The 2,861-nt window shown below is 62.2% G+C and carries 2 protein-coding genes; both read right to left on the reverse strand.

The genetic code is table 11. The features are described from left to right. Positions 1–460 precede the first annotated feature (460 nt). Positions 461–1,159: a response regulator transcription factor gene (locus U9R81_RS15595; RefSeq protein WP_322496351.1), complete on the reverse strand. Its 699-nt coding sequence runs from the start codon at positions 1,157–1,159 to the stop codon at positions 461–463. Further along, positions 1,156–2,861: ATP-binding protein (locus U9R81_RS15600; protein WP_322496352.1), on the reverse strand; the 1,706-nt coding region annotated here is incomplete at its 5' end. The genes U9R81_RS15600 and U9R81_RS15595, both read right to left, overlap by 4 nt.

Below are 2,861 nucleotides of genomic sequence, written 5' to 3' on the forward strand. Positions count from 1 at the left end.
AGCGGTGCGCATACTGCTGAGGAGGGGACCGAGCGTAGCGATCAAGGCGATGATTGCGGTTCGGATGCGCATATGACAGATCTCTATCTTACAACATTATTACAACACGATGACAGGGGCAAAGGCTAGTAGTTGTTGCGTTGCTAGATAAAGTCTTGCCGATTTGCATACATGGCATCGTAGATTGTTTCGCTATAGTGAAGATCCCTCCTTCGCTGTGAAAAAAATAACGTATTGCATCCAAATCATACTATGGCAAAGCTAGGCATGTCAGTAGCCTGAGCGGGTGGTGTCGCACGCCGAGAGCGCGCCTTGCGTTGGCTTGGTGGGTGCGTGGGTGATGGACGATGCTCGTGTTCGCAACGAGTACGGTGGGCGTTAAATGGTGGGGGCGGGTTGCGATTCCGTAAGGGAGGGACATTGCGCCGCAATAGGACATTGCAGCGCAATGTCCCTACCGTTACGATGGCGACGATACCGCGCCGGAGGCGTCGTTGAACCGGTAGCCGACGTGTGGTTCGGTGATGATGTAGCGCGGGTGGGCGGGATCGAGTTCGAGCTTGACCCGCAGCCGCCGGATGACGCCTTTGACGTAATCGGTCGCATCGGCGTACTGCGGCCCCCACACCCGCTGCACAATTTGGCGGGCCGTGACCACGCCGTTGCGGTGCGCTACCAGTTCGGCCAGCACGGCGTACTCGATCGGGGTTAAGCTCACCGGTTGGCCTTGCCGCAAGACGATCCGCCGGGTGGTGTCGATCACCAGATCGGCGCATTCGATCAGCGGCTGCGGGGTGCGGCCGCGCCGCAACACGGCCCGAATCCGGGCCAGCAATTCGCTCAGCCGGAAGGGTTTGACCAGATAATCATCGGCCCCGTTGTCGAGCGCAGTGACAATATCGGCTTCCGCGCCTTTGACGCTCACTACAATGATCGGTGTCGCGCTCTGCTGGCGAATCTGCTGGCAGACGCCAATCCCGCCTAGTTTCGGCATCACCAAATCAAGCAGCACCAGATGCGGCTCCACCTGCCGGAACGCCGCCAGCGCCGTTTCGCCGTCGTGAGCGGCGACCACCTCGTAGCCTTGCGCCCGCAGCGCCGGTGTGATCGCGGCGACAATCCCCGGATCGTCATCGACAATCAGAATGCGCTGTTTCATGCTGACCCGTCCTCATCCAGCCACGCTGGCGGTTCGTCGCTCGCCAGCGGTAACACGATCCGGAACACGCTCCCGCCCCCCGGCCGGTCGTCAACCCAAATCTTGCCGCCATGGGCGGTGACAATACCGTGGCAGATGGCTAGCCCTAGCCCGCTGCCGCTGCGATGGCTGCGCCGGTCGCGTTCGAGCCGGTAGAACCGGTCAAAGATGCGCTGCCGTTCGGCTGGCGGAATCCCCGGCCCGCGATCGCCGACGCTGATCACTAACTGGGTGCCGGTGCAGAAGGCTTCAACCGTGACCGGCCCCGTTGGCGGGCCATAGTTGTGCGCATTTTCGATCAGATTCCACAGCACCTGCGCCAGCAAGATCGGATCAATGTAGAGCAGCGGCAAGGTTGGCGAGATGAAGGTTTCGATGCGGCACGCCGGATCGTGCTGGCCAAAACTCGTCACCACATCCTTCACCAGTACCGCCAGCTCAACCCACTCGCGGTCGATTGGCAAGGCGCCGGCTTCGATCCGCGACAGATCGAGCAGTTGATCGACAAACCGGCTGAGACGGGCGGTTTCGTGGGCGATATTGCACAGCAAGGCCCGGTTTTCCGTTACTGACACAGCGTGCTGGCGGTCGAGCAGATCCTCAACCGAGGCGCGGATGGCGGTTAGCGGCGAGCGTAGATCGTGCGAGACGCTAGCGAGAAAGGCGCTCTTGAGCTGGTTGGCTTGCCGCAAGGCTTCGTTCTCGCTTGCCATTTGCCGCAGACGCGCATTGCTCAGCGCCAACCCCAATTGTTGCGCGATGGTGAGCAACAGGCTCAAATCTTCGCCGCTGATATGGCGGTGAGCGCGGCTGCCGATCACCAGCACGCCGGCGCTGGTGGCATTCACCACCAGCGGCAGCGCAACCAGATCGCAAAAATCGGCTAACGGCCACGGCAGCGGTTCGGGTGCGGCGTGGCGCCGGCAGAGCCACACTGGCTGGCCAGTAGCAAAGACGGTCTCGATTAGGGTTGCCATCTGCGCCTGATCGATGGCGCTCTGCGGCGGGCCGGCAACGGTGAGGCGCTGGTCTTCTTTCAGCGCGATCAAGCCGGCATCGAGCCGGGTGAGAGCAAGGATGTGCTGGATAACCGCGTCAAGTTGCCGCACCGGATCGAGCAGGGTGCTGAGGAAAAAGACCAGCGAGTTCATGATCTCGGTTTGGGCGGCATAGGCTTGCAAGTCGGTGTAGAGCCGGGCGTAGCGCAGCATCGCCGCGCCGTGCGCCGCTAACGTCGCGCCGCATTGCTGCTCAGTCGCCGGCCATGCTTGGGATTGGCGCGTCACCAGTATGATGCCGCCAATATCAGGCAGCGGAAATCCGGCCAGTTGTGGCAGCAGATGCGGCATGTGAACAAACGGTTCAGGGCACGAACGCCATGCTAACGCGACCGGATCACGCACCGCCGTTTGCAAGAGCGCCAGCGCCTGCTCACCCGCTTCTCCCGGCGCAGTCCAGAAATAGGCGTGCGGGCGATCAATCGATGCGCCTTCAACCAGCGCCACCCCAATGGCGTCGAGCAGGCGGCCCATCTGTTCGGTGATCACCGCCGGCGTGTACAGCGGATCAAAGGCGTTGCTGATGGCGCGCATTGCTGTGGCAAGCCGGGCGGCCCGATCGGGCCGGGCAGCCGCCGTCTGCGCGAGGGTCTCGCTCGCGCTGG

The organism is Chloroflexus sp. (genome assembly GCF_034435895.1).
In the GTDB taxonomy this organism is placed as follows: Bacteria; Chloroflexota; Chloroflexia; order Chloroflexales; family Chloroflexaceae; genus Chloroflexus.